23 protein-coding genes are annotated in these 24534 nt (G+C 67.8%); 5 read left to right on the top strand and 18 right to left on the bottom strand.

Annotated elements, in window-relative coordinates; translation table 11 throughout:
• Nucleotides 1-2: 2 nt before the first annotated feature.
• Nucleotides 3-2327: a Tex family protein gene (locus RAMLITH_RS02090; protein WP_168105670.1), complete on the bottom strand. Its 2325-nt coding sequence runs from the start codon at nt 2325-2327 to the stop codon at nt 3-5.
• Nucleotides 2328-2461: 134 nt separating this feature from the next.
• Between RAMLITH_RS02090 and RAMLITH_RS02095 the strand changes: the two genes are divergently transcribed.
• The gene (locus RAMLITH_RS02095) at nt 2462-3034 is read left to right on the top strand and encodes a hypothetical protein (RefSeq protein ID WP_168105671.1); all 573 of its coding nucleotides are present in this window, start codon (nt 2462-2464) and stop codon (nt 3032-3034) included.
• 13 nt (nt 3035-3047) lie between these two features.
• On the opposite strand, the gene RAMLITH_RS02100 is transcribed toward RAMLITH_RS02095, so the two are convergent.
• The 16 genes from RAMLITH_RS02100 to RAMLITH_RS02175 form a co-directional block, all read right to left on the bottom strand.
• Nucleotides 3048-3584 (bottom strand): methylated-DNA--[protein]-cysteine S-methyltransferase, encoded by a 537-nt coding sequence (locus RAMLITH_RS02100; protein ID WP_168105672.1) that lies wholly within the window; start codon nt 3582-3584, stop codon nt 3048-3050.
• A 5-nt stretch (nt 3585-3589) separates the two neighbouring features.
• Nucleotides 3590-4549, bottom strand: a complete 960-nt coding sequence (locus RAMLITH_RS02105; RefSeq protein WP_168105673.1) for a glutathione S-transferase family protein — start codon at nt 4547-4549, stop codon at nt 3590-3592.
• Between the two features lie 19 nt (nt 4550-4568).
• Entirely contained in the window at nt 4569-6212 is a 1644-nt protein-coding gene (locus RAMLITH_RS02110; RefSeq protein ID WP_168105674.1) for an isovaleryl-CoA dehydrogenase, read from the bottom strand.
• A gap of 174 nt (nt 6213-6386) precedes the next feature.
• Nucleotides 6387-7403 (bottom strand): NADP-dependent oxidoreductase, encoded by a 1017-nt coding sequence (locus RAMLITH_RS02115; protein WP_168105675.1) that lies wholly within the window; start codon nt 7401-7403, stop codon nt 6387-6389.
• A gap of 17 nt (nt 7404-7420) precedes the next feature.
• The gene (locus RAMLITH_RS02120; protein ID WP_168105676.1) at nt 7421-7849 is read right to left on the bottom strand and encodes a PaaI family thioesterase; all 429 of its coding nucleotides are present in this window, start codon (nt 7847-7849) and stop codon (nt 7421-7423) included.
• 29 nt (nt 7850-7878) lie between these two features.
• On the bottom strand, nt 7879-8670 hold the full coding sequence (locus tag RAMLITH_RS02125) for an SDR family oxidoreductase (protein ID WP_168105677.1): 792 nt from the start codon (nt 8668-8670) through the stop codon (nt 7879-7881).
• A gap of 73 nt (nt 8671-8743) precedes the next feature.
• Nucleotides 8744-8872 (bottom strand): hypothetical protein, encoded by a 129-nt coding sequence (locus RAMLITH_RS25995; RefSeq protein WP_272954143.1) that lies wholly within the window; start codon nt 8870-8872, stop codon nt 8744-8746.
• Nucleotides 8873-8946: 74 nt separating this feature from the next.
• Entirely contained in the window at nt 8947-10830 is a 1884-nt protein-coding gene (locus RAMLITH_RS02135; protein WP_168105678.1) for an acyl-CoA dehydrogenase, read from the bottom strand.
• 147 nt (nt 10831-10977) lie between these two features.
• Complete coding sequence (locus RAMLITH_RS02140) at nt 10978-12153, bottom strand: acetyl-CoA C-acyltransferase (RefSeq protein WP_168105679.1); 1176 nt, start codon at nt 12151-12153, stop codon at nt 10978-10980.
• Nucleotides 12154-12177: 24 nt separating this feature from the next.
• Nucleotides 12178-14286, bottom strand: coding sequence for a 3-hydroxyacyl-CoA dehydrogenase NAD-binding domain-containing protein (locus RAMLITH_RS02145; RefSeq protein ID WP_168105680.1), 2109 nt, complete (start codon nt 14284-14286; stop codon nt 12178-12180).
• Nucleotides 14287-14442: 156 nt separating this feature from the next.
• Nucleotides 14443-15138, bottom strand: a complete 696-nt coding sequence (locus RAMLITH_RS02150) for an ABC transporter ATP-binding protein (RefSeq protein ID WP_168106415.1) — start codon at nt 15136-15138, stop codon at nt 14443-14445.
• Nucleotides 15139-15143: 5 nt separating this feature from the next.
• A complete protein-coding gene (locus tag RAMLITH_RS02155; protein ID WP_238343977.1) occupies nt 15144-15992 on the bottom strand; it encodes an ABC transporter ATP-binding protein in 849 nt (282 codons plus the stop codon).
• A 103-nt stretch (nt 15993-16095) separates the two neighbouring features.
• Nucleotides 16096-17451: a branched-chain amino acid ABC transporter permease gene (locus tag RAMLITH_RS02160; protein WP_168106417.1), complete on the bottom strand. Its 1356-nt coding sequence runs from the start codon at nt 17449-17451 to the stop codon at nt 16096-16098.
• Nucleotides 17452-17521: 70 nt separating this feature from the next.
• Nucleotides 17522-18469 (bottom strand): branched-chain amino acid ABC transporter permease, encoded by a 948-nt coding sequence (locus RAMLITH_RS02165; protein ID WP_168105681.1) that lies wholly within the window; start codon nt 18467-18469, stop codon nt 17522-17524.
• Between the two features lie 144 nt (nt 18470-18613).
• On the bottom strand, nt 18614-19900 hold the full coding sequence (locus RAMLITH_RS02170; RefSeq protein ID WP_168105682.1) for a branched-chain amino acid ABC transporter substrate-binding protein: 1287 nt from the start codon (nt 19898-19900) through the stop codon (nt 18614-18616).
• 135 nt (nt 19901-20035) lie between these two features.
• Entirely contained in the window at nt 20036-21664 is a 1629-nt protein-coding gene (locus RAMLITH_RS02175) for a 3-(methylthio)propionyl-CoA ligase (protein ID WP_168105683.1), read from the bottom strand.
• A gap of 213 nt (nt 21665-21877) precedes the next feature.
• Between RAMLITH_RS02175 and msrB the strand changes: the two genes are divergently transcribed.
• Genes msrB through RAMLITH_RS02195 form a run of 4 tightly spaced genes read left to right on the top strand, consistent with a single transcriptional unit; the run spans nt 21878 to nt 23932 of the window.
• Nucleotides 21878-22297, top strand: coding sequence for a peptide-methionine (R)-S-oxide reductase MsrB (gene msrB / locus RAMLITH_RS02180; protein WP_168105684.1), 420 nt, complete (start codon nt 21878-21880; stop codon nt 22295-22297).
• Nucleotides 22298-22307: 10 nt separating this feature from the next.
• The gene (locus RAMLITH_RS02185) at nt 22308-22853 is read left to right on the top strand and encodes a septation protein A (RefSeq protein ID WP_168105685.1); all 546 of its coding nucleotides are present in this window, start codon (nt 22308-22310) and stop codon (nt 22851-22853) included.
• Nucleotides 22850-23119: a BolA family protein gene (locus RAMLITH_RS02190; protein ID WP_168105686.1), complete on the top strand. Its 270-nt coding sequence runs from the start codon at nt 22850-22852 to the stop codon at nt 23117-23119. The genes RAMLITH_RS02185 and RAMLITH_RS02190 overlap by 4 nt, the downstream gene beginning before the upstream one ends.
• A gap of 33 nt (nt 23120-23152) precedes the next feature.
• Nucleotides 23153-23932 carry a peptidyl-prolyl cis-trans isomerase gene (locus RAMLITH_RS02195; protein ID WP_168105687.1) on the top strand — a complete coding sequence of 260 codons (780 nt, stop codon included), beginning with the start codon at nt 23153-23155 and terminating at the stop codon, nt 23930-23932.
• Between the two features lie 66 nt (nt 23933-23998).
• Here RAMLITH_RS02195 and RAMLITH_RS02200 read toward each other — a convergent pair whose 3' ends face one another.
• The gene (locus RAMLITH_RS02200) at nt 23999-24508 is read right to left on the bottom strand and encodes a hemerythrin domain-containing protein (RefSeq protein WP_168105688.1); all 510 of its coding nucleotides are present in this window, start codon (nt 24506-24508) and stop codon (nt 23999-24001) included.
• Nucleotides 24509-24534: the final 26 nt, after the last annotated feature.

Here is a 24534-nt window from a genome sequence, read left to right on the forward strand (position 1 = left end):
CCTCATTTTCGCAGGCTCTGCAGCTTGGCGAAGGCACCCGCCATGGCGGTCGCGCCCGCCGGCTCGTCGCGCCGCGGCGGGCGCTGTCCGCGCGACGCTCCCTCGAACCGGTTCTGGCCGGCCTTCGCGTTGCGGCCCGGCCCCTCGCCCAGTTTCATCGTGAGGCTGATGCGCTTGCGGGCGACGTCCACCTCCAGCACCTTCACCTTGACGATGTCGCCGGTCTTCACGACTTCGCGCGCGTCGTTGACGAACTTGTGCGACAGCTGGCTGACGTGCACCAGCCCGTCCTGGTGCACGCCCAGGTCGACGAAGGCGCCGAAAGCGGCGACGTTGCTCACGGTGCCTTCCAGCTCCATGCCTTCACGCAGGTCCGCGATGTCTTCCACGCCGTCGTTGAAGCGTGCCACCTTGAAGTCGGGGCGCGGGTCGCGGCCGGGCTTTTCCAGCTCGCCCAGGATGTCCTTGACGGTAATGACGCCGAACTGCTCGTTGGCGAACAGCTCGGGGCGCAGCGTCTTGAGCATCTCGGCGCGGCCCATCAGCTCGGCCACGGGCTTGCCGGTGGTCGCGATCATCCTTTCGACGACCGGGTAGGTCTCGGGATGGACGCCGGTCATGTCCAGCGGGTTGTCGCCGCCGCGAATGCGCAGGAACCCGGCGCTCTGCTCGAAGGTCTTGGCGCCCAGGCCGCTGACTTCCAGCAACTGCCGGCGACTGCGGAATGCGCCGTGCGCCTCGCGCCACCGCACCACCGCCTTGGCGACGCCGGCGGACAGGCCGGAAACGCGCGACAGCAGCGGCACGCTGGCCGTGTTGAGGTCGACGCCGACCGAGTTCACGCAGTCCTCCACCACGGCATCGAGGGTGCGTGCCAGCTCGCCCTGGTTCACGTCGTGCTGGTACTGGCCGACGCCGATCGACTTGGGATCGATCTTCACCAGTTCGGCCAGCGGATCCTGCAGCCGCCGCGCGATGCTGGCGGCGCCGCGCAGGCTCACGTCGACGTCCGGCATCTCCTCCGAGGCGAACGCGCTGGCGGAATAGACCGAGGCGCCGGCTTCGCTGACCACGATGCGCTGCATGCCGTCGACACGTTTCATCAGGTCGGCCGCCAGCTTGTCGGTCTCGCGGCTGGCGGTGCCGTTGCCGATCGCGATCAGGTTGACGCCATGCTTGCGGCACAGCTGTTCCAGCTGGTGCAGCGAGCCGTCCCAGTCGCGGCGCGGCTCGTGCGGATAGACGGTGGCCGTGGCGACCAGCTTGCCGGTGGCGTCGACCACCGCCACCTTGACGCCGGTGCGGATGCCTGGATCCAGGCCCATCACCACGCGCGGACCAGCCGGAGCCGCGAGCAGCAGGTCGCGCAGGTTGTCGGCGAACACCTTGATCGCCACCTTCTCGGCTTCCTCGCGCAGGCGCGTGAACAGGTCACGTTCGGTCGAGAGCGACAGCTTCACGCGCCAGGTCCACGCGACGCACTTGCGCAGCAGGTCGTCGGCGGCGCGGCCCTGGTGGCTCCAGCGCAGGTGCAACGCGATCCTGCCTTCGGCGATGGACGGCTGGCCCGGCTCAGGCTGCACCCGCAGCACCAGCTTGGCGTCGAGGATGTCCTGTTGCCGGCCGCGAAAGACCGCCAGCGCCCGGTGCGACGGCACCCGCGACATCGGCTCCGAGTAATCGAAGTAGTCGCGGAACTTTGCCACGTCGGCGTTGTTTTCGTCCTTGCCCGCCATCAGCCGCGACTGCAGCAGCCCTTCGGTCCAGAGCCACTCGCGCAGTTGCTGCACCAGCGCCGGATCCTCGGCCCAGCGCTCGGACAGGATGTCGCGCACCCCGTCGAGCACCGCCGCCACCGTGGTGAAGTCCTCCCCGCCCTCGCCTTTCTCGGCCTTCACGTAGGCCGCGGCCGCCGCAGCGGGTTCGAGTGTCGGATCGGCGAACAGCTGGTCGGCCAGCGGCTCCAGGCCCGCCTCGCGCGCGATCTGGCCCTTGGTGCGGCGCTTCGGCTTGTACGGCAGGTACAGGTCCTCGACTTCCTGCTTGGTCGCGGCGCCCTCGATCGCGAAGCGCAGCTCGGGCGTGAGCTTGCCCTGCTCGTCGATGCTTTTCAGGACCGCCGTCCGACGGTCCTCGAGTTCGCGCAGATAGGCCAGCCGCGCCTCCAGCTCGCGCAACTGGATGTCGTCCAGCCCGCCCGTGGCCTCCTTGCGGTAACGGGCGACGAACGGCACGGTGGCACCGCCATCGAGCAGGTCGACGGCGGCCTGCACCTGCTGCTCGCGGACCCGGATTTCGGCGGCGATCTGCCGGATGATTTTCTGCATGCTGTCGATGGCAAAGCTGAACAAGAGGCGCGGAAGTTTGCCACAGCACTCGGACACCGATACGGCATCTCCTCCGACAGCAGCGCGGCCTTGACGGTTCGCAGAATCACGGCTAGTCACAAGGAGAAACTGCCATGCGCGCCCGATTGCTGTTCATCGTTCTCGCCGGCGTCGTCGTTGCCGGCCTCGCGGCCCTCAACTGGGGCGAGGTGACGCGGACCTCGCGCCTGAACTTCGGCCTGGTCCTCACCGACGCGCCGCTGGCCGGCATCCTGCTGGCGATCCTGGCCGCCACGCTGGTCGTGTTCCTGGTCAGCAGCGCCATCCAGGAGTCGCGCAACCTGATCGCGTGGAACCGCCACTCGAAGGAACTGCAAGCCCAGCGGGACCTCGCCGACAAGGCCGAGGCATCCCGCTTCACCGACCTGCGCCAACACATCGACGCCACCTTGCGCGAGAGCCGCCAGCGCGACGCGCTCGCCGGCGGCGAATTCGAGAAGTCGATGCTGCAGAGCCACCGCGACCTGCGCGCGCAGCTCGACGCGATGAACCGCACGCTGCTGGCCCGGCTGGCCGAGCTCGAATCCCGTGTCGACCACCGCACGACGGTCGTCGAGCCGGCCCCGGTTCGCGACCGGGCGCTTGGTGAGGTGCGTCCCGGCGACGTGCAGCCCGCGGACGTGCAGCGCAACCGGATGAACGTCTGAGTCCTGGTTGCCGCTACTCGAACAGGCCCGGTTCGGCCCCGAACCGGGCCTTCTCCATTTCGAGCAGGCGCAGCTTGGTGACCACGCCGCCCTCGGCCGAGAAACCGCCGGCCCCCGACCGGGCCGCGAGTACACGATGGCACGGCACGATGGGCGCGAAGGGGTTGTGGCCCAGCGCCTGGCCCACCGCACGCGCGGCGCCCGGCTCGCCGATGGCCGCTGCGACTTCGCCGTAGGTCAGGGTGCGACCCGGCGCGATGGCACGCGTCACCTCGTAGACGCGCTGCTGGAACGGCGCGATGCCGCCCAGGTCCAGCGGCACGTCCAGCATGGGATCCGGCTCGCCTTCGAGCGAGCGCCGCATGCGGCTGACGATCGCTGTCACCTCGGGCGGCGGCGGCGCCTCGGCTGTATGGGGAAAGCGCCGCCGCATGCGAGCCCGAGTGCGGGCCTCGTCGCCTTCCGGCAACTGCACGCCGGCGACCAGTCCTTCGCGCCATGCGATCCCGCATGGGCCGATCGCCGTGGCGAAGACGCAGAAGCCGTCCATGCCGCTCAGGCGCCCTCGGCCTTGCGCAGCACGTAACCGATGCGCGGAAAGTGCACGTGCACGGTGCCCGCGCGCGGGTCCTCGCGCCGCAGCGAATAGTGCGTGCGGGTGGCGGCCATCAGCAGGCCCTGCGTGGCTTCGGCGCCGAACGACTCGGCGGTGACGGTCACCTGCGTGCCCAGCGGGATGCCGTGGTCGTCCTGGAACGCGCTGTCGACAAGGAGATTGCTGCCCGGCGGCATCGGCTGCGCGTCGGCCGCCACGCGCACCGCATCGGCGGCCTCCAGGCTGTCGAGGGCGCCCGGACCGATGGCCATGCCTTCGAGGCGGTCCATCCATTCGGCGACGGCCGGGGTGGCGTTCAGGATGTCGGCCAGCGGGCTCACCTGGGTGCGGGTGAACCAGAGCGGGTGGTAGGCGGCGAAATCGGCCACGCACGGCTGGGCCCCGAACAGGAACTCGTGCTCCTCCACCATGTGCGCGATGCGCCGCAGGTAGGAGCGGTATGCGGACGTCGCGTCGCCCGGGCGCAGCCGCACCATGTTGCTGCTCATCGCCTTGCGGTCCTCGCCGAACGCCTTTGCCACTTCGGGCGGCGCCTTGGCGAAGAGATGCGCGGCACCGCGCGGCTGCAGGCTGTAGGCCATGGAAGCCCAGAACAGCGTGCTGTCGGCCCACTGGGCGAACACCCGCGCGACCCCGCGCAGCGCCGGCGGATAGAGCATCGGCTCGGGCTGCACGTGTTCCAGCACGTCGCAGATGAGGGCCGTGTCGCAGTAGATGTCCGCGCCGACCTGCAGCACCGGCGTGCGCCGGTAGCCGCCGGTCATGGCCACCAGGTCCGGCTTCGGCATCACCGCCGGGATGGTCACCGACCGCCAGGCCAGCCGCTTGAAGCCGAGGGCCAGGCGGATCTTCTCCGCGAACGGTGACATGGGATAGTGATGCAGGATGAGCTCGGTCATGGCGGTGCGTGGCGATGGGTCAGCGCGGCATGGCGCGGTCAATGATGGCATCGAAGTCGGCGCCGGACGGCAATGTCCCGAAAACCTGGCCCCAATCCCCGGCGATGCGCGAGGCGCAGAAGGCGTCGAAGACGGCGCCAGGCGCGCTCTGGTACAGCAGGGCGGCTTGCACCGCCAGCGCGACCTCCTGGGCCAGCCGCCGCGCCTCGCGCTCCGTGGCCATCTGCTCCATGCGGGCCGGCAAGGCGGCGGCCATGCGGTCCAGCGCCGGGTGCGCGCCATTCGCCGGTGCGAGTTCCCGCGCGATCGCCGCGCCGGCGTCGGCCTGTCGCGTGGCGCGCAGCAGGTCCAGCGCCATGATGTTGCCGGCGCCCTCCCAGATCGAATTGACGGGCATCTCGCGATAGATGCGCGCCATCACGCCTTCGCCGTCTTCCTCGACGTAGCCGTTGCCGCCGAGGCATTCCATGGCTTCCTGTCCGAAGTGGCTGCCGCGCTTGCACACCCAGAATTTCGCGATCGGGGTCAGCACGCGCGCGATGACACGCTCCTGCTCGTCGCCCGCCCGGTCGAATGCCCGAGCCACCCGCAGCGCCAGCGCCGTCGCCGCCTCGCTCTCCAGCGCCAGGTCGGCCAGCACGTTGCGCATGGCCGGCTGCTCGATCAGGCGCTTGCCGAAGGCCTCGCGCTGCGCCGTGTGGTCTAGCGCGATCGACAGTGCCTGCCGCATCAGGCCGCTGGTGCCCAGGGCGCAGTCCATGCGCGTCATCGTGCCCATTTCGAGGATCTGCGGCACGCCGCGCCCGGGCTCGCCGACGAGCCAGCCGATGGCCCCGTGGAACTCCACTTCCGAACTGGCGTTGGCCTTGTTTCCCAGCTTGTCTTTCAGGCGCAGGATGTGCAAGGCGTTGCGCGTGCCGTCGGGAAGGATGCGTGGCAGGAAGAAGCAGCTCAGCCCGGCGGGGGCACGGGCCAGGACCAGGAAGGCATCGCACATCGGCGCCGAGAGGAACCACTTGTGGCCGGTGATGCGAAAGCGCGGCCCCCAGTTGTCCTCGCCATCGGGCACGGCGTCGGTGGTGTTGCTGCGCACGTCGGAGCCGCCCTGCTTCTCGGTCATGCCCATGCCCATGGTGAACGCGCCCTTGTCGCGCCAGGGCTTGAGCGCCGGGTCGTAGCCGCGGCTGGCCAGGCCCGGCCCCCAGTCGGCATGGACGGCCTCGTTGCGGCGCAGGGCCGGCGTCACCGCGTAGCTCATCGAGATCGGGCACAGGATCGACGGCTCGAGTTCGGTGAACAGCATGAAGCCCGCGGCGCGCAGCACGTGCGGCGACGGGCCCTGCTGCGTCCAGGGAGTGCCGTGCAGCCCGGCGTTGGTGGCTGCGGCCATCAGTGCGTGGTAGCTCGGATGGAACTCGACCTCGTCGATGCGGTGGCCGTAGCGGTCGTGCGTGCGCAATTGCGGCGTATGCACGTTGGCAAGCCGCGCGTGCACCTGCATCTCCCGCGTGCCGAGCAAGGCACCGAGGGCGCAGAGCTCGCCCGTGTCCAGCTGCGGCGCGTTGAGCTTCAGCGCCGCCTGCAGCGGGCGGTTGTTCTCGAACAGGTTGTAGTCCGCCAGCGGCCGCGGCTGGTTGAACACTTCATGCGTAGCCACGGACATGGGGCCTCCAGGGCGCGAAGCCGAACGGCCAGGTGCGTCGGCTTCGCGCGGACCGGCGCCCTGGAGTCGGCCCGTCCCGACAGGCAGCCGGGGCAGGCGCGGCAAACCGATAGTGTCGCATCGCCGGATGCCGGGCTGTAACTGCCGTGCGGCAGTTCGCAGCGGCGCCCCGGCTCAGACTAGCTTGACCAGCTGTTTGCCGAAGTTGCGCCCCTTCAGCAGGCCCAGGAACGCCTCCGGCGCGGACTCGATGCCCTGGGCGACGGATTCGCGCGGCCGCAGCTTGCCGGCCGCGACGAGCCCGGCCAGTTCCTGCAGCGCCTGCGGCCACACTTCCATGTGCTCGCTGACGATGAAGCCTTCCACGGTGAGGCGGCTCCTCAGGATGATCTGCGGATAGGTCATCGGCACCGGCTTGCCGTTGTAGCCGGCGATCATCCCGCATACGGCGATGCGGCCGAAGTCGTTCATGCGCAGCATCACCGCGTCCATGACCATCCCGCCCACGTTCTCGAAGTAGCCGTGCACGCCGTCGGGGCAGGCCTCCCGCAGCGCCTTGCTCAGCGACCCGGCATCGGCGTGCTGCTTGTAGTCGATGCAGGCATCGAAGCCGAGGTCCCTCACGACGTAGTCGCACTTCTCGGCCCCGCCGGCGATTCCGACCGCGCGGCAGCCTCGCGCCCTGGCCAGCACCCCAAAGGCACTGCCCACGGCCCCCGCCGCCGCGCTGACCACCAGCGTCTGCCCCGCCTTGGGCTTCAGGATTCCGTTCAGCCCGTACCATGCGGTAACGCCAGGCATGCCCACGGCGCCCAGGTAGTACGACAGCGGGACCTGGGACGTGTCCACCTTGCGCAGCGCGCCGGGCTGGGCCGCGTCGACCACGCTGTATTCCTGCCAGCCGCCCATGCCGACCACCTTGTCGCCGGGCTTGAAGCCGGCCGCGCGGCTCTCGACCACCTCGCCCACCGTGCCGCCCTGCATCACCTGTCCGAGCGGCTGTGGCTTGGCGTAGCTCTTCGCGTCGTCCATGCGCCCGCGCATGTACGGGTCGAGACTGAGGTAGTGGTGCCGCACCAGCACCTGGCCGTCCTGCAGCGGCGGCGTCTCGCCGGTGACCAGCTTGAAGTTGGACGCGCTCGCCTCGCCCTGCGGGCGGCTGTCGAGGAGGAACTGTCGATTCTGTGGCATGGGTGGCTCCCTTCGGATCAATCGGTGGAGATGACGCCCTGGCCGCCCGCGCCGGCGGCGCCGGGCTGCTGGCGCCTGACGTACTTGAAGGTGCCGGTGCTGTGCGCGCAGGCCCGGCCCTCGCTGTCGTGGATCGTGGCTTCGGTGAACGCCATCGAGGCCGTGCGGTGCATCAGCCGGCCGCGGCCGGTGAGCACGCCGCGGCACGGCTGCATGAAGGTGGTCTTCATCTCGATCGTGACCACGCCCATATCCTGCTGGATGCTGCGCGCCGCGGTCGCCATGGTCACGTCCAGGAGGGTCATCAAGGCGCCGCCGTGGACCACGTGGAACGAGTTGTCGTGTTCCGGCTTCGGCGCGTAGCGGATCTCGGAATGCCCGCCCTCGAACAGCGTGAGCTCGAAGCCCAGGTGCTGCACGAACGGAATGTCGACGCCAAACTGCATGGTGTTCCTCTTCTTGACTGCGCGGCCGTTCAGCCGCCGGTGACGACGCTCACGCCGCCGTCCACCGCCAGCCACTGGCCGGTGATGTGCTTGCCCGCGTCGGAGGCAAACAGCAGCGTGACGCCCTTCAGATCCTCGTCGTCGCCCAGGCGGCGCAGCGGCGAATGCGCGGCAAGCTGATCCTCGCCCAGCCGGTCGAGGGTCGCCTGCGTCATCTTGCTCGGGAAGAAGCCCGGGCACACGGCGTTGACGGTGATGTTGTACTGCCCCCATTCGCACCCGAGGGCGCGGGTGAAATTGATCACAGCCCCCTTGGACGTGTTGTAGGCCAGCGTCTTGAGCTCGGGCGGATTGCCACCCAGGCCGGCGATGGAGGCGATATTGATGATCCGGCCGTATTTACGCGGGATCATGCTGCGCTTGCCGATCTGCTGCGACAGGATGAAATAGCCGCGCACGTTCAGGTTCATCAGCTTGTCCCAGGCCTCGACCGGATGGTCCTCGGCCGGGGCGCCCCAGGCCGCGCCGGCGTTGTTGACGAGGATGTCGACGTCGCCCATGCGCTGCAGCGTCTCGTCCGCCAGCCGCCGGATGTCCTCCTCCTTGCCGCAGTCGGCGGCGATCCAGCGGGCGTCGATGCCGGCGGCCTGCAGCTGCGCCGCAGCCTCCTCCAGGTCGCCGGCCTTGCGTGACGTCAGCATGATGCGCGCGCCGGCCTCGCCGAGGGCGTGGGCCATCTGCAGGCCGAGCCCCCGCGAGCCCCCCGTGACGAGGGCGGTCCTGCCCTTGAGGTCGAACAGCTGGGATACGGTGCGGGTCATGGTGGTCTCCTGGATGCAGCGGCTGATTGTGCCGTTCGGGGCGAGTCCGCGCCTGTCGCGGCAGCGATATCGCTCAGTCACCGGGCTCGAGCCGGGAACGCACCCAGATCAGCGCGGTGCCGGCGGCCGCGAGCACCGCGCCGGCCACGATCAGCGTCCAGGCGGAGGGCGCGTGTGCCGAGCGGGTCGCCAGGCCGAGCACGATCGCCAGCAGGCCCGCATACAGCAGGATCCACGCCAGCCGCTCGACCCGGGCGATCGTGCGGCGCGAGGCGATCAGAAGGCGGCCTCCGGCATCTGCGCGCAGGTCGGGTCGCGGCTGGCGGCCACCTGCAGCCAGGCGCCGATCTTCGGCAGCTCGTAGCGGTAGAAATAGCGCGCCGCATACAGCCGGCCTTGCGAGGCCGGATCGTCCTGGCCCGCCACGAGCACCGCGGCCGCAACGTCCAGCCACAGCCAGGCGACCACCGCGTGGCCGAAGGCCTGCATGTATGGCACCGCGTTGGCGAGGGCCTCGCCCGGGTTGGCCGTCGACCAGGCAGCTCGCGTCGCCGCCTGCACCTGTTGCAGCGCCTCACCGAGCGCGTGTGCCTGTTCGGCGAGGGACGGATGGTGTTGCGCCCTGGCGATCGTGGCCTGCATGCGCTGCGCCAGCAGGTCAAGGCCCTTGCCGCCTTCCATCAGCACCTTGCGCCCCAGCAGGTCGGCGGCCTGGATCCCGTGCGTGCCCTCGTGGATCATGTTCAGCCGGTTGTCGCGCCAGTACTGTTCCACCGGGAAATCGCGCGTGTAGCCGTAGCCGCCGTGGACCTGGATCGCGAGCGAATTGGCTTCCAGGCACCACTCGCTCGGCCAGCTCTTGGCGATCGGCGTGAGCACTTCCAGCAGCAGCCGCGCGTCGTCCGCCTCCTGCGCGTTGCCGGTGTGCTGCTCGTCGACCAGCCGCGCACAGTACAGCTCCAGCGCCAGTCCGCCTTCGCACAGCGACTTCTGCGCCAGGAGCATTCGCTTGACGTCGGCGTGCTCGATGATCCGCACCTGCGGCTGCGACGGGTCCTTCCCGGCGGGACCCACCGGGCGCCCTTGTGGCCGGTTTCGCGCGTAGTCGAGCGAAGCTTCGTATCCGGCCATGCCCAGCATCACCGCGGCCGTGCCGACACCGATTCGTGCCTCGTTCATCATGTGGAACATGCAGTGCAGGCCTTCGTGCGGCCGGCCCACGAGGTAGCCGATCGCACCGGCACCGCCGCGCACCGGGTAGCGGCCTTCGCCGAAGTTCAGAAGCGTGTTGGTCGTGCCGCGCCAGCCGAGCTTGTGGTTCAGGCCCGCGAGGGCAACGTCATTCCTGGCTCCGAGCGTGACTGTCACAGGCACGCTCCCGTTCTCACCCTCTCCCCCCGGGAGAGGGCCGGGGTGAGGGCTTTCCACCTCCACCAGCCACTTCGGCACGATGAACAGCGAGATGCCTTTCGTCCCCGGGATCAACCTGCCGTCGGGGCCCGGAATCTTGGCGAGCACCAGGTGGACGATGTTCTCGGCCAGCTCGTGCTCGCCCGCCGAGATCCACATCTTGTTGCCGGTCAGTCGGTAGCGGGGACCGAGCGCGTCGGACTCGAAGTCGTCGCCGTCCGGGACGGCCCGGGTCGCGACGTCGGACAGCGACGAGCCCGCCTGCGGCTCCGACAGCGCCATCGTCCCCGACCAGCGCCCGGAGAATTCGTTGAGCGCGAAGACCTTGCGCTGCAGCTCGGTGCCGTGTTCGAGCAGCAGGTTGGCGTTGCCCACGGTCAACATGCCCGAGCCGATGCTGACCGAGGCCATCGCGAAGAAGCTGTTTGCCGCCGCCTCGACGGTGTACGGCAGTTGCATGCCGCCGATGTCGTAGTCCTGCGCCGCGCTGAGCATGCCGGAGGCGGCGTAGGCATCGTGCGCCTCATGCGTCGCCTTGGGCAGGATCACCTTCTCGCCGTCGAAGCGTGGCTCCTCGATGTCCACCGTGCGGTTGAACGGCGCGTACTTCTCGCGGGCGATGCGCTCGCAGGTGTCGAGCACCGCGTCGAAGGTCTCGCGCGAGTGGTCGGCAAAGTGCGGCCGGCCGGACAGCTGCTCGACGTGCAGCCAGTCGTAGAGGAGGAATTCGAGGGTGGGACGGTATGGCATGTCGTTCGAATGGAACATCCGAACGCAGAAGCCGCAAAGGAAGCGCAGAAGCCGCAAAGAAATCAAGAAGAAGTTTGGCCTTCTCCCTGATCGTTCTGCGGCTTCTGCGAAGCTTTTGCGGCTTCTGCGTCCGGCTGTCCGTTTTCCTTAGAGAACCTCGAACACGCCAGCGGCCCCCATCCCCCCGCCGATGCACATGGTCACCAGCACGCGCTTGGCGCCGCGGCGCTTGCCTTCGATCAGCGCATGCCCGGTCAGCCGCTGGCCCGACACGCCGTACGGGTGGCCCAGCGCGATGGCGCCGCCGTTGACGTTCAGGCGATCGTTCGGGATGCCCAGCTTGTCGCGGCAGTAGATCACCTGCACCGCGAACGCCTCGTTCAGCTCCCACAGGTCGATGTCCTGCACCGACAGGCCCAGTTTCTTCAGCACCTTCGGCACCGCGAAGACCGGCCCGATGCCCATCTCGTCGGGCTCGCAGCCGGCCACGGCGAAACCCAGGAAGCGGCCCAGCGGCTTCAGGTTGTTGCGGCTTGCGTACTGCTCGCTCACCACCACGCAGGCGCCGGCGCCGTCGGAGAACTGGCTGGCGTTGCCGGCCGCGATCGAGCCGCCCGGCAGGGCCGGCTTGATGCCCGAGATGCCTTCCCTGGTCGTGCCTTCGCGCGTGCCTTCGTCGCGGCTGACGGTGACTTCCTTGCTGCGCAGGCCCATCACCGGGTCGGCGACGCCCGCCGTGACGGTGATCGGCGCGATTTCGTCGTCGAACTTGCCGGCGTTCTGCGCCGCGCAGGCCTTCTGCTGGCTGGCGGCGCCGTATTCGTCCATGACCTCGCGGCCGATGTTGTAGCGCTTGGCGACCTGCTCGGCCGTCTGCAGCATCGTCCAGTAGATCTCCGGCTTGATCTCCATGAGCGCCGGGTCGCGCAACATGTGCATGTTCATCTCCTGCTGCACGCAGGAGATGCTCTCGACGCCGCCGGCGACGAACACCTCGCCCTCGCCGGCGATGACGCGCTGCGAAGCCAGCGCGATCGTCTGCAGGCCCGACGAGCAGAAGCGGTTGACGGTCATGCCCGAGACGGTGACGGGCAAGCCGGCGCGCAGCGCGGCCTGGCGCGCGATGTTCATGCCGGTGGCGCCCTCGGGGTTCGCGCAACCCATGATCACGTCCTCCACCTGCGCGGCATCGATGCCGGCGCGCTGGATCGCGTGCTTGACGGCATGGCCGCCGAGCGTGGCGCCGTGCGTCATGTTGAAGGCGCCCTTCCAGCTCTTGGCCAGGGGCGTGCGGGCGGTGGAGACGATGAGTGCGTTGGTCATGGCTGGACCCCTTTCGAATTCGTGTCAGGTGGTCTGGTTGAAGGTCTTGCCTTCGGCGGCGAGGCGCGCCAGCACCGGCGCCGGCTCCCAGAACTTCTGGTCGTCGCGCGGGTTCTTCTGGAACCGCTTCATCGCCTGCACCACGTTGAACAGGCCCACCTGGTCCGCGTACAGCATGGGGCCGCCGCGGTGGATCGGGAATCCGTAGCCGGTGAGGTACACCATGTCGATGTCGCTCGCCTTGGACGCGATGCCGTCCTCGAGGATGCGGGCGCCTTCGTTCACGAGCGAATACACCAGCCGCTGCACGATCTCGTCGTCCGAGATCCTGCGCGGGGTGATGCCCAGTTCCTTGCGATGGTCCTCGATCATCTTGTTGACGACGTCGGACGGGATCGCGTCGCGCTTGCCGGCCTGGTAGTCGTACCAGCCGGCGCCGGTCTTCTGTCCGAAGCGGCCCAGCTCGCACAGCTTGTCCGCGGTGCGGCTGTACTTCATGTCGGGATGCTCGACGGCGCGACGCTTGCGGATGGCCCAGCCGATGTCGTTGCCGGCCAGGTCACCCATGCGGAACGGGCCCATGGCGAAGCCGAAACGCTCGATCGCGCGGTCCACCTGCGCCGGCAGCGCGCCCTCGTCCAGCAGGAAGCCGGCCTGGCGGCTGTACTGCTCGATCATGCGGTTGCCGATGAAGCCGTCGCAGACGCCGGAGACCACCGCCGTCTTCTTGATCTTCTTGGCCAGCGTCATCACCGTGGCCAGTACGTCCTTGGCCGTCTTCTCGCCGCGGATCACCTCGAGCAGCTTCATCACGTTGGCCGGGCTGAAGAAGTGCATCCCGATCACGTCCTGCGGGCGCTTCGTGAACGCCGCGATCTTGTTGACGTCCAGCGTCGACGTGTTGGACGCCAGGATCGCGCCGGGCTTCATCACCGCGTCGAGCTGCTCGAACACCTTCTGCTTGACGCCCATTTCCTCGAACACGGCCTCGATCACCAGGTCGGCGTCCTTGAGGGCGCCGTAGTCCAGCGTCGTGTTCAGCAGGCTCATCCGCTGCTCGTACTTGTCGGCCTTGAGCTTGCCCTTCTTGACCTGGGCTTCGTAGTTCTTGCGGATGGTCGCGACGCCGCGGTCCAGCGCTTCCTGCTTCATCTCGAGGATGGTCACGGGAATGCCGGCGTTCAGGAAGTTCATCGAGATGCCGCCGCCCATGGTGCCGGCGCCGATGACGGCGACCGACCTGATCTCACGCTGCGGCGTGTCGGCAGGCACGTCGGGGATCTTGGAGGCGGCGCGCTCGGAAAAGAAGATGTGGCGCAGCGCCCGGCTCTCCGGGCTGATCAGGAGGGACGCGAACAGCTCGCGCTCGCGCGCCAGCCCGTCGTCGAACCGCCCTTGAGTGGCCGCTTCCACCGCGTCCACGCACTTGGCCGGTGCGGGCAGGTTCTTCGCCATGCCCTTGACCATGTTGCGCGCGAACTGGAAGTACGCATCGCCCAGCGGGTGCTTGCACGGGAGGTCGCGCACCTTCGGCAGCGGGCGCGCATCGGCCACAGAGCGGGCGAAGGCGATCGCCTCCTCCAGCAGCGACTCGGGCGACTTCGCCATGCGGTCGAACAGCTTCTGGCCCGGCAGCTGGGCCAGCATTTCACTCTTGACGGGCTCGCCGCTGACGATCATGTTCAGCGCTGTCTCCACGCCCAGCACCCGCGGCAGCCGCTGCGTACCGCCCGCGCCCGGAAGGATGCCGAGCTTCACTTCGGGCAGCGCGATGTTGGCACCCGGCGCGGCGATGCGGTAGTTGCAGCCCAGCGCGAGTTCCAGGCCGCCGCCCATGGCGATCGAGTGGACCGCGGCGACCACCGGCTTGTCGCAGGCTTCCAGGGCCAGGATCACTGAGTGCAGGTTCGGCTCGGCCATGGCGGCCGGCTTGCCGAACTCGTTGATGTCGGCGCCGCCGGAGAATGCCTTGCCGGCGCCGGTGATCACGATGGCCTTGACGGACGCATCGGCCCCGGCCTGCTCCAGTCCCCTGGTGATCCCGGCGCGGGTGGCGTGCCCCAGCCCGTTGACGGGCGGATTGTTGATCGTGACCACGGCCACGTCGCCGTGCACCTTGTATTCAGCCGTCATGCTGGTGTGCTCCTGAAAGAAAAGAACGACCGCCAAGATCGTTCGACGCGGCGCTGGTGCGCTCGTTGCGAAACGATTGTAGGGACGTCCGCGGTCGCCGCAACGCCGTTTGTCCCGGCAGAGACAAGCTGAGCCGCCGCGCCCGCGGCGGCCTGTTCAGACCTCCAGCCACTCCTTGCGGATGTACGCGTCCGCGCGCAGGGTCTGCGGCGTGCCCTGGAACACGATGCTGCCGTGTCCCATGACCAGCGTGCGGTCCGAGATCGCCAGTGCGATCGTCAGCTTCTGCTCGATCAGCAGCACGGAGATGCCGCGCTGCTTGAGCCGCTGCAGGTACTCGGCGACGAGTTCGACGATCTTGGGCGCGAGTCCCTCGGTCGGCTCGTCGATGATGATCAGGTCGGGGTCGCCCATCAGCGTGCGGCACAGCGTGAGCATCTGCTGCTCGCCGCCGGACAGCACGCCGGCGTCGGTGTGCTGGCGTTCCTTCAGCCGCGGGAACATGTCGTACATGTCGTCGAAGCTCCAGCGTCCCTGCCGCTTCGCGCTCTTCTGCCCCAGCATCAGGTTCTGGTGCACCGTCAGCTTCGGAAAGATGTCGCGGTTTTCCGGAACGTAGCCCAGGCCCAGGTGGGCGATCTGGTAGGGCTTGAGCCCCATCGTGTGGCGACCTTTCCAGTCGACGACGCCGGTGCACTCGACCATGCCCATGATCGCCTTGGCGGTGGTGGAGCGGCCCGATCCGTTGCGGCCCAGCAGCGCCACGATCTCCCCCTCGCCGACCTCGAAGTGCACGCCGTGCAGCACGTGGCTCTTGCCGTAGAAGGCATGCAGGTTCTCGACCTTCAGCATCGTGTTCATGGCCGTGCCACCTGCGCGTCGGCGACGTGCGAGCCGAGGTAGGCTTCCTGCACGCGCTGGTTGGACCGCACCGCCTCCGGCCGGTCGAAGGCGATCACCTCGCCGTACACCACGACGGCGATCTTGTCGGCCAGCCCGAACACCACCCCCATGTCGTGCTCCACCGTCAGCAGCGTCTTGCCCACCGTCACTTCCTTGATCAGCTCGATGAAGCGCCGGGTCTCGCTCTTGCTCATGCCGGCGGTCGGCTCGTCCAGCAGGATCACGCCCGCGCCGCCGGCAATGGTGATGCCGATCTCCAGCGCACGCTGCTCGGCGTACGTGAGGTTCATGGCCAGCACGTCCCGCTTCTTGTCCAGCTTGATCATCTCCAGCAATTGCTCGGCGCGCTCGTTGGCGTCGTCGAGGTCGGCCAGGAACTTCAGGAAGGTGTAGCGGTAGCCGAGGCTCCACAGCACGCCGCACCGCAGGTTCTCGAACACGCTGAGCTTCGGAAAGATGTTGGTGATCTGGAAGCTGCGCGACAGTCCCAGCCGGTTGATCTCGAAGGGCCGCTTGCCGTCGATGCGCTGGCCATTGAGCAGGACCTCGCCGCTGGTGGGCGCAAACCGGCCGCTGATGAGGTTGAACAGCGTGGACTTGCCGGCGCCGTTGGGTCCGATCACGGCGACCCGCTCGCCGGCGTTCACCGCCAGGCTGGCGCCGCGGATGATCTCGGTCTTGCCGAAGCTCTTGCGCAGGTCGCGCAACTCCAGCGCGTACGGCGGCGCCGAGCCGCCCCTGGCTCCGGCAGGCTCCGCGAGGCCGGCGCCCGTCGGCGTGATGCCGGATGCAACCGCGCTCATAGCGCCTCCTTGCGAATGCCGTTGGCGCTCCAGCGCCGCGCGGCGGAGGCGATGCCGTACTCCGCTGGTCGATCCCCGCAAGCGGGGCCCCTCGCCCTACGCTTCATACGGCCTCCCTGCGCTTGATTTCCTTCTCGATGAACTCCTGGATCTCGCCCCAATGGCGCACGAAGTGGCGGCGCGCCACCTCGAACAGGCCGAGGGCGGTGAGCATCACGAAGGCCGATCCGAACCAGCTGTTCAGGCCATGCGCGTTCAGGTGCAGGCCGAGGAACTCCAGTTCCGGGCCGAGCGCCGCGTTCAGCTTCAGGTGGTACACCATCTCGATCATCGCCGCAGCGCCAAGCAGCACGACCAGCGCGGTGCACGCCAGGGCGAGATAGCTCACCCACAGCTCGCGCAGGCGTCCGAACGACGCGATGCGCAGGTTCATCATGATCAGGCTGGCGATGCCGCCGGGCGCATACATCACCATGAACAGGAACACCAGGCCCATGTACAGCAGCCACGCCTTGGTGAGCTCCGACAGCAGCACGAAGGCGATCACCATCAGGATGCCGCCGATGATGGGCCCGAAGAAGAACGTGGCGCCGCCGAGGAACGTGAACAGCAGGTAGGCACCCGAGCGCGGGCCGCTCACCACCTCGGAGGTGACGATCTCGAAATTCAGCGCGGCCAGTCCGCCCGACACGCCGGCGAAGAACGCCGCGATGATGAACGCGATGTAGCGCACCATCTGCGTGTCGTAGCCGACGAACTCGACTCGCTCGGGGTTGTCTCGCACCGCGTTGAGCATCCGGCCGAGCGGCGTGCGCGTGAACGCGAACATCAGCGCCGTGCAGATGAACGTGTAGATGGCGATCAGGTAGTACAGCTGGATCTGCGGCCCGAACGTGAGGCCCAGCGCATCCGCGATGCCGCCGGCCTTGGCGCCGGTCACCCGGTTACCGGAGACGCCGCCTTCGCCGCCGAAGAACTCCGGAAACATCAGCGACATCGCCCACACCAGCTCGCCGATGCCCAGCGTGATCATGGCGAACGGGGTGGCCGCCTTCTTGGTCGTCACCCACCCCAGGAGCACGGCGAAAAACGCGCCCGACAGCCCGCCCACGATCGGAATGAGGCTCACGGGCACCGGCAGGCTGCCCTTGCTCACCAGGTTCAAGGTGTGGATCGCGAGGAAGGACCCCAGGCCCGAGTAGACGGCGTGGCCGAAACTGAGCATCCCGCCCTGCCCCAGCAGCATGTTGTAGGACAGGCACACGATGATCGCGATGCCCATCTGGCTGAGCATGGTGTGCGACAGGCTGCTGGTGAACAGCATCGGCGCGACGCCGAGGACCACCGCGAACAGCCCCCAGATGATCCAGCGGCCGACGTTGTAGGGTCTGAACTGGTAGTAGTCCTTGCTGGACCGGGAGTCCGGCACCCGCGAGGACCGCGCGCCGGGAAGCGCCATCGGAATGCCGGTGCGCCGGTTCTCCCGCTCCGCTTCGGAATTGGCTTCAAGGTTCGACAGCGTCGTCATCTCATCCCTCCCGCGTGCCGAGGAGGCCCTTGGGCCGGAAGATGAGGATCAGCACCAGGAACAGGTAGGGCAGGATCGGCGCGATCTGGCTGATCTTGAGCTTCCACACCGGGTAGCCGAAGGTCTGCGGGCCGATCTCCAGGCCGATGCTGGTCGCGGCACCGATCAGCGAGCTGTCGATGCCGACCGCGAAGGTCTGGATGATCCCGATCAGCAGCGAAGCGACGAACGCGCCCGACAGCGATCCCATGCCGCCGACCACGACCACGACGAAGATCACCGAGCCGACGGTGGCCGCCATGCCGGGCTCGGTGACGAAGGCGTTGCCCCCGATGACCCCGGCCAGGCCGGCCAGCGCCGCGCCGCCGCCGAACACCAGCATGAACACGCGCGGGACGTTGTGGCCCAGCACCTCCACGGTCTCGGGGTGCGTCAGCGCGGCCTGGATCACGAGTCCGATCCGCGTGCGCGTGAGCAGCAGCCAGATGGCGACCAGCATCAGGATCGCCACCAGCATCATGAAGCCGCGGTAGGCGGGGAACTGCGTCCCGTAGATCGTGAACAGCGGACCGCTGAGCGCCGGCGGCACCCGATAGTCGACCGAACTGGTGCCCCAGATCAGCTGGACGACCTCCAGGATGATGAACGACAGGCCGAAGGTAATGAGCAGCTCGGCGACGTGGCCGAACTTGTGGACGCGGCGCAGCGCGTACCGCTCGAACACGGCGCCGAGTGCCGCCACCAGCAGCGGCGCGACGAACAGCGCCGGCCAGTAGCCGACAACCTGCGTCGTGGAGTACGCGAAATACGCGCCGAGCATGTAGAAGCTGGCATGCGCGAAGTTCAGCACGCCCATCATGCTGAAGATCAGCGTCAGCCCCGAACTGAGCATGAACAGCAGGAGCCCGTAGCTCAGGCCGTTCAGCAGCGAGATGGTGAAGAACTCCATTGAATATCCATGGATGCTGGAAGGCAGCCCGTGGCCCTCAGGCGCGGCTGCACAAGGGCGGCCCCGGCCGCCGCCGGGGCCCGGATGCGACAACGCCGGGTTGGCTGCGAGGCTTCACCCGGCGTCGCGGCATGGACGGCGCGTTCAGCCCGGCCGCTTCATCTGGCAGCTGGTGGGCGTGCTGGAAACGTACGGATCCATCTGCTTGATCGGCACGAAGGTGTAGCCGGTCTTCTCGACGCTGTACTCGCCCTGCTTGGCCTTCTGCCACTTCGTGATGAACATGCTCTGCTGCAGTTGGTGGTCCGAGGCACGCATCTGCACGTCACCGGCGAAGCTCTTGAACGACAGACCTTCCATCGCCTTGGCCACCTTCACCGGGTCGGTCGAGCCGGCCTTGACCATGGCGTTCGCCAGCAGGTTGATGCCGTTCAGCGTCGCGTAGGTGTAGTAGTCGTCGTTGAACTTCTTGAGGAACTCCTGGCCCATCTGGCCGAGTTCGCCGGGGTGGTTCGCATGGCCGTAGGCCACCACGTACACCTCGCTGTCGCCGCCGGCGGCCAGGGCCGTGGGCGTTCCGGTCACGCCGGCATAGTACGTATACATCGGCAGCTTCAGGCCGGCATCGTTCAGCGCCTTCACGAGCAGCGTGAGGTCGGTGCCCCAGTTGCCCGTGACGATGGTGTCGGCGCCGGACTGCTTGATCTTGGCCACGTAGGGCGAGAAGTCCTTGACCTGGCCGATCGGGTGCAGGTCCTCGCCGACGACCTGCACGTCGGGCCGCTTGCGCTTGATGCCTTCCTTGAAATAGCTCGCGACCTGGTGGCCGTGCGAGTAGTTCTGGTTGATCAGGAAGACCTTCTTGACCTTGGGCTGGTCCTTCATGAAGGTCGTGAGCGCCTCCATCTTCATGGAGGTATCGGCGTCCAGGCGGAAGTGCCAGTAGTTGCACTTGTCGTTGGTCAGCGCCGGATCCACCGCCGCGTAATTGAGGTAGACGACTTCCTTGCCCGGGTTGCGGTCGTTGTGCTTGGCCACCGCGTCCATGATGGCGGTGGCGGCGCCGGAGCCGTTGCCTTGCGTGATGTATCGGAAGCCCTGGTCGATCGCCGCCTTGACGGTGTTGAGGCTTTCCTGCGGCGAGCCCTTGTTGTCGAAGCCGACGACCTCGAACTTCACGCCCGCCGGGTTCTTGTCGCCGGACAGGCGCTCGGCGATGTACTGCCAGCTCTTCAGCTGGTTCTGGCCGACGTTGGCAAACGGGCCCGAGAGCGGGTCCATGAACGCGATGCGCACCGTCTGGCCCTTCACGGCGCTGGCCGCTGCGGGGGCCGCCGGCTTGGCGGCCGGCTTGGCGGGCGCTTGCGCGAACAGCGGACCGGCGCAGAACAGCAGGCTGCCGAGCGCAACCGAGGTCAGTGCGAATTTCATCTACGTTTCTCCTGGAAATCGACAGCGGCAGCGTACATTTGTTGTGGTGCGCGCCGCGCTAGGGAATGCCCTAGACGGAATCGCCCGCGCGACCGGCGGGCCTTGCCCGTTCTGCAGTGCAAACCAGTCCCCGGCTCACGCCGTCGGCAGCCGGTAGTCCTTCAGCATCTCGCGCAGCCGCGTCTTGAGCATCTTGCCGGTGGCGCCGAGCGGGATGGCTTCGACGAAGACCACGTCATCGGGGATCTGCCACTTGGCGATCCTGCCCTCGTAGAACTTCAGGAGTTCCTCGCGGGTGACCTCGGCGCCCGGCTTCTTCACCACCGCGACGATCGGCCGCTCGTCCCACTTGGGATGCGGCATGCCGACGCAGGCGGCCATCGCGACGGCCGGATGGGCGACGGCGATGTTCTCGACGTCGATGGAACTGATCCACTCGCCGCCGGACTTGATCACATCCTTGCTGCGGTCCGTGATCTGCATGTAGCCGTCGCCATCGATGGTCGCGACGTCGCCGGTGGGGAACCAGCCGTCCACCAGCGGATCGCCGCCTTCGCCCTTGAAGTACTCGCGCACCGTCCACGGGCCCTTCACGTAGAGGTTGCCGTAGGTCTTGCCGTCCCAGGGCAGTTCCTTTCCGTCGTCGCCGACGATCTTCATGTCGACGCCGAAGAAGGTCCGCCCCTGCTTGAGCCGGATCTTCATCTGCTCTTCTTCGGGCATGTCCAGGTGCTTGTTCTTCAGTGTGCACAAGGTGCCCAGCGGGCTCATCTCGGTCATGCCCCAGGCATGCAGCACCTCGACGCCGTACTCGTCGCGGAAGGCGTGGATCATGGCCGGCGGGCAGGCGGAGCCGCCGATCACGGTGCGCTTCAAGGTCGAGAAGCGCAGTTTGTTGGGCTTCAGGTGCCCCAGCAGCATCTGCCAGACGGTCGGCACGCCGGCCGCGTAATTGACCTTCTCCGCCTCGACCAGCTCGTAGATCGACTTGCCGTCCATCGCCGGACCCGGGAAGACCAGCTTGGCGCCGACCAGCGCGGCGGAATACGGAATGCCCCAGGCATTGACGTGGAACATCGGCACCACCGGCAGCACCGAGTCGCGCGCCGACAGGCACATGACGTCGGGGAGCGCCGCCGCGTAGGCGTGCAGGATCGTCGAGCGATGGCTGTACAGCGCGGCCTTCGGATTGCCGGTGGTACCGCTCGTGTAGCACATGCTGGAGGCCGAGTTCTCGTCGAAGCTCGGCCACTCGTAGGTGGTGGGCTGGCCCGCGATCCACGCTTCGTAGCTCACCAGGTTGGGCACGCCGGTGTCGGCCGGCAGCTTGTCGGCGTCGCACAGCGCAACGTATTGCCGGATGCCCGGGCAGCGCGCGTGGATGGCCTGCACCAGCGGCAGGAAGGTCATGTCGAAGCACAGCACCTGGTCTTCGGCATGGTTGGCAATCCAGGCGATCTGGTCCGGGTGCAGACGCGGGTTGATCGTGTGCAGGACGCGGCCCGATCCGCTGACGCCGAAATAGAGCTCCAGGTGGCGGTAGCCATTCCAGGCGAGCGTGGCGACCCGATCGGAGAACAGGAGGTTCATGGCGTCCAGCGCGTGCGCCACCTGGCGCGCGCGAGTCGCGACGCCACGCCAGTTGTAGCGGTGGATGTCGCCCTCGACGCGGCGCGAGACGATTTCGGCGTCGCCATGGTGGCGGTCCGCGAAGTCGATCAGCGACGAGATCAGCAGGGGTTGGCTCTGCATCAAGCCCAGCATGGAAGCTCCTTGGGTTGGGTTCGTGGTCCAAAACCCTGATCGTAGTATTGCCGTGCTGGATTGGATACCCGGACTTTCACGCGCGCGACAGCGGCATCCCCGGAAACGGCGCGCCGGCCGCCCCGCTTTTGCCCCGCCGCGCACGGGAAATCCCCCCGCGCGGGACAATGCCGAAGGAGACCGGGTTGCCCGGGTCCAACTCAGCTGCTTGCCATGACCTACCCCATCCAGAAAACCGATTCCCAGTGGCGCGAGCTGCTGGCGCAACAAGGCGCCGAACCCGGTGCCTTCGAAGTGACCCGGCGCGCCGCGACCGAACGCCCGTTCACGGGCAAGTACGAACAGGTGTGGGCCGACGGCAGCTACCACTGCGTCTGCTGCGGCGCCAAGCTGTTCGACTCGGGCACCAAGTTCGACGCCGGCTGCGGCTGGCCCAGCTTCTCGCAGGCGGTGCCCGGCGCGATCCGCGAGATCACCGACCGCAGCCACGGCATGGTCCGCACCGAGACCGTGTGCGCCCAATGCGGCGCCCACCTGGGCCACGTCTTCCCCGACGGCCCGGCGCCGACCGGACTGCGCTACTGCATGAACTCCGCGTCCCTCCAGTTCGCGCCCGCCAAGGACGGGGAATAATCCAGGCCACATGAAACTGCTGATCGATTTCTTCCCCATCATCCTGTTCTTCGCGGCCTTCAAGCTGTGGGGCATCTACGCGGCGACGGCCGTCGCCATCGTCGCAACCATCGCGCAGATCCTCTGGCTGCGCCACAGCCATGGCAAGGTCGAACCGATGCAGTGGGTCAGCCTGGGGGTGATCGTCCTCTTCGGCGGCGCGACCATCGCGTTGCAGAACGAGACCTTCATCAAGTGGAAGCCCACGGTGCTGTACTGGCTGATGGGCGGCACGCTCGCGGCGGGCCAGCTGTTCTTCCGCAAGAACCTGCTCAAGACGCTCATGGGCTCGCAGCTCGACCTGCCGGAGCCGGCCTGGCGCGTCACGAACTGGAGCTGGATCGTGTTCTTCGCCGTCATGGGCGTGCTGAACCTGTGGGTGGCCTACACGTTCGACACCGACACCTGGGTCAACTTCAAGCTGTTCGGCGGCATGGGACTGATGGTCGTCTTCGTCATCGGACAGGCCCTGTACCTGGGCCGGTACATGAAGGCCGACGAGGCGAGCGGGCCATGAGCGGCACCGGCATCACGGCGGACGCGATGCGCGCGCGCCTCGAGGAACTCCTGGCGCCGACCTGGCTCGAAGTCATCGACGAAAGCATGGCGCACATGGGCCACGCCGGCTCGGACGGAACCGGCTCGGGGACGCACTTCAGGGTGCGGATCGCCGCGCCGGCGTTCGACGGCCTGTCGCGGGTGGCGCGGCATCGCCTTGTGTATGATGCGCTGCGAACTTTCGTGGACCGGGGCGTGCACGCCCTGGCGATCGAAACCCTCTGATTTTTTCCGCTCCGTTTCCTCGAGAGATCCCCCATGAAGCGATATGTCCTGCCGGCGGTGTCGGCCCTCGTCCTCAGCCTGGCCCTGCCCGTGTTCGCGCAGAACGTGGCGATCGTCAACGGCAAGCCCGTGCCCAAGGCCCGCGTCGACGCGCTGGCGGCCCAGCTTGCCAAGTCCGGCCGGCCGGTGGGCGCCGAGATGGAAGGCCAGCTGAAGGAGGAAGTGATCGCGCGCGAAGTGTTCATGCAGGAAGCGCAGAAGCGCGGGCTGGACGCCAGCGACGACTTCAAGACCCAGATGGAACTGGCGCGCCAGACCCTCCTGATCCGCGAACTGTTCGCCGACCAGCAGAAGAAGAACCCGGTCTCCGACGCCGAAGTGCAGGCCGAGTACGACAAGTTCGTGTCGGCCAACGGCGGCAAGGAATACCGCGCCCGCCACATCCTGGTAGAGAAGGAAGCCGACGCGAAGGCGATCATCGCCTCGCTGAAGAAGGGCGGCAAGTTCGAGGACATCGCCAAGAAGCAGTCGAAGGATCCCGGCTCCGGCGCCAACGGCGGCGATCTCGACTGGGCCAACGCGGCGAGCTACGTTCCCGAGTTCTCGCAGGCGCTGATCAAGCTGAACAAGGGCCAGACCACCGACGCGCCGGTCAAGAGCCAGTTCGGCTGGCACGTGATCCGCCTCGACGACGTGCGCCAGGCGCAGCTGCCGAAGCTGGAGGACGTCAAGCCGCAGATCGCCGAGCAGCTGCAGCGCCAGAAGCTGGCCAAGTTCCAGGAAGACCTGCGCGGCAAGGCCAAGGTCGAGTGACGCGGGCGGCCGGAGGCAGCAGCGAAAAAGGCGGCTCGCGGGCCGCCTTTTTTTCGTCCGGAAGGATCAGGCCGCCTGCGCTTCGAGCTCCTGCTGTCGCTCCTTCATCCTCGCGCCCAGCTCGTCGAGATCGAGCTCTTCGGCCGCGCGCGCCTTCGGGAACAGCAGGTCGCGCTCCTCCTTGACGTGGTTTTCCACGGCCCGGGCGAGCTCGCTCACGAGGTCGTCCATGGCGGCGTCGGCTTCCGAGAGGCCTTCGATCTGCGCGATCAGTTCCCTGGCCTGCTGGTGCTCGGCCTGCGCCTCGTCCAGCAGTTCGGGAACGTCGACGACGTCGCGCAGCGCCGGATAGAAGATCTCCTCCTCGATCTGCGCGTGCACTGTGAGTTCGCGGCAGATCTTGCGGGCCAGCGCCGGCCGCTGGTCGGCCGGACGGCTGCGGCCTTTGCCGGGGGCGCCCGCGCCGGTGGCCGCCCCGGCAAAGGCCAGCCGGGCGTATTCGACGAAGAGGTGCTTGGTGGCGATGTGGTCGGCGTCGAGCAGTTCGCAGGCGTCGTGTTGGACAAGTGTTGGCATGTGAAGTCCTGGCTGTGCGGGTGGAG

It is taken from the genome of Ramlibacter lithotrophicus, assembly GCF_012184415.1.
Lineage (GTDB): Bacteria > Pseudomonadota > Gammaproteobacteria > Burkholderiales > Burkholderiaceae_C > Ramlibacter > Ramlibacter lithotrophicus.

Bases quoted from the DNA above. Each gene is read 5' to 3' on its own strand.
- RAMLITH_RS02155 (WP_238343977.1), bottom strand. From the start codon at position 15,992: ATGAGCGCGGTTGCATCCGGCATCACGCCGACGGGCGCCGGCCTCGCG.
- RAMLITH_RS02125 (WP_168105677.1), bottom strand. From the start codon at position 8,670: ATGACCCGCACCGTATCCCAGCTGTTCGACCTCAAGGGCAGGACCGCC.
- RAMLITH_RS02110 (WP_168105674.1), bottom strand. From the start codon at position 6,212: ATGTCCGTGGCTACGCATGAAGTGTTCAACCAGCCGCGGCCGCTGGCG.
- RAMLITH_RS02115 (WP_168105675.1), bottom strand. From the start codon at position 7,403: ATGCCACAGAATCGACAGTTCCTCCTCGACAGCCGCCCGCAGGGCGAG.
- RAMLITH_RS02150 (WP_168106415.1), bottom strand. From the start codon at position 15,138: ATGCTGAAGGTCGAGAACCTGCATGCCTTCTACGGCAAGAGCCACGTG.
- RAMLITH_RS02170 (WP_168105682.1), bottom strand. From the start codon at position 19,900: ATGAAATTCGCACTGACCTCGGTTGCGCTCGGCAGCCTGCTGTTCTGC.
- RAMLITH_RS02140 (WP_168105679.1), bottom strand. From the start codon at position 12,153: ATGACCAACGCACTCATCGTCTCCACCGCCCGCACGCCCCTGGCCAAG.
- RAMLITH_RS02120 (WP_168105676.1), bottom strand. From the start codon at position 7,849: ATGCAGTTTGGCGTCGACATTCCGTTCGTGCAGCACCTGGGCTTCGAG.
- RAMLITH_RS02145 (WP_168105680.1), bottom strand. From the start codon at position 14,286: ATGACGGCTGAATACAAGGTGCACGGCGACGTGGCCGTGGTCACGATC.
- RAMLITH_RS02185 (WP_168105685.1), top strand. From the start codon at position 22,308: ATGAAACTGCTGATCGATTTCTTCCCCATCATCCTGTTCTTCGCGGCC.
- RAMLITH_RS02175 (WP_168105683.1), bottom strand. From the start codon at position 21,664: ATGCTGGGCTTGATGCAGAGCCAACCCCTGCTGATCTCGTCGCTGATC.
- RAMLITH_RS02190 (WP_168105686.1), top strand. From the start codon at position 22,850: ATGAGCGGCACCGGCATCACGGCGGACGCGATGCGCGCGCGCCTCGAG.
- RAMLITH_RS02160 (WP_168106417.1), bottom strand. From the start codon at position 17,451: ATGGCGCTTCCCGGCGCGCGGTCCTCGCGGGTGCCGGACTCCCGGTCC.
- RAMLITH_RS02095 (WP_168105671.1), top strand. From the start codon at position 2,462: ATGCGCGCCCGATTGCTGTTCATCGTTCTCGCCGGCGTCGTCGTTGCC.
- RAMLITH_RS02195 (WP_168105687.1), top strand. From the start codon at position 23,153: ATGAAGCGATATGTCCTGCCGGCGGTGTCGGCCCTCGTCCTCAGCCTG.
- RAMLITH_RS02135 (WP_168105678.1), bottom strand. From the start codon at position 10,830: ATGCCATACCGTCCCACCCTCGAATTCCTCCTCTACGACTGGCTGCAC.
- RAMLITH_RS02105 (WP_168105673.1), bottom strand. From the start codon at position 4,549: ATGACCGAGCTCATCCTGCATCACTATCCCATGTCACCGTTCGCGGAG.
- RAMLITH_RS02200 (WP_168105688.1), bottom strand. From the start codon at position 24,508: ATGCCAACACTTGTCCAACACGACGCCTGCGAACTGCTCGACGCCGAC.
- msrB (WP_168105684.1), top strand. From the start codon at position 21,878: ATGACCTACCCCATCCAGAAAACCGATTCCCAGTGGCGCGAGCTGCTG.
- RAMLITH_RS02090 (WP_168105670.1), bottom strand. From the start codon at position 2,327: ATGCAGAAAATCATCCGGCAGATCGCCGCCGAAATCCGGGTCCGCGAG.
- RAMLITH_RS02165 (WP_168105681.1), bottom strand. From the start codon at position 18,469: ATGGAGTTCTTCACCATCTCGCTGCTGAACGGCCTGAGCTACGGGCTC.
- RAMLITH_RS02100 (WP_168105672.1), bottom strand. From the start codon at position 3,584: ATGGACGGCTTCTGCGTCTTCGCCACGGCGATCGGCCCATGCGGGATC.